The 548-nt window shown below is 53.6% G+C and carries 1 rRNA gene; it reads left to right on the forward strand.

The annotated features are described in order from the left end of the window. A 23S ribosomal RNA gene (locus WS42_RS14960) occupies window positions 1–484 on the forward strand; the annotation flags it as partial. Between the last annotated feature and the right edge of the window lie 64 nt (window positions 485–548).

A 548-nucleotide genomic window follows, 5' to 3' on the forward strand; every position in this document is an offset into this window, starting at 1 on the left:
TGCCATCGCTCAACGGATAAAAGCTACCCTGGGGATAACAGGCTTATCACTCCCAAGAGTTCACATCGACGGAGTGGTTTGGCACCTCGATGTCGGCTCATCGCATCCTGGGGCTGTAGTAGGTCCCAAGGGTTGGGCTGTTCGCCCATTAAAGCGGTACGCGAGCTGGGTTCAGAACGTCGTGAGACAGTTCGGTCCCTATCCGGCGTGGGCGTAGGATATCTGAGAGGAGCTGTCCTTAGTACGAGAGGACCGGGATGGACGGGCCGCTGGTGCACCGGTTAGACTGCCAAGTCTATAGCCGGGTAGCCAAGCCCGGAAGGGATAAACGCTGAAGGCATCTAAGCGTGAAGCCCCCCTCAAGATGAGATATCCCATCCGAAAGGAGTAAACCCCCTTGAAGACGACGAGGTAGATAGGGCAGAGGTGGAAGTGTGGTAACACATGGAGCTGACTGCTACTAATAGGGTGAGGGCTTGACCAAAAAGCATGGTCAGAATTGATTCGGTTGGTTGTCAACATGTATGTAGTTTTGAAGGTGTGATACA

It is taken from the genome of Odoribacter sp. N54.MGS-14, assembly GCF_000980295.1.
In the GTDB taxonomy this organism is placed as follows: domain Bacteria; phylum Bacteroidota; class Bacteroidia; order Bacteroidales; family Marinifilaceae; genus Odoribacter; species Odoribacter splanchnicus.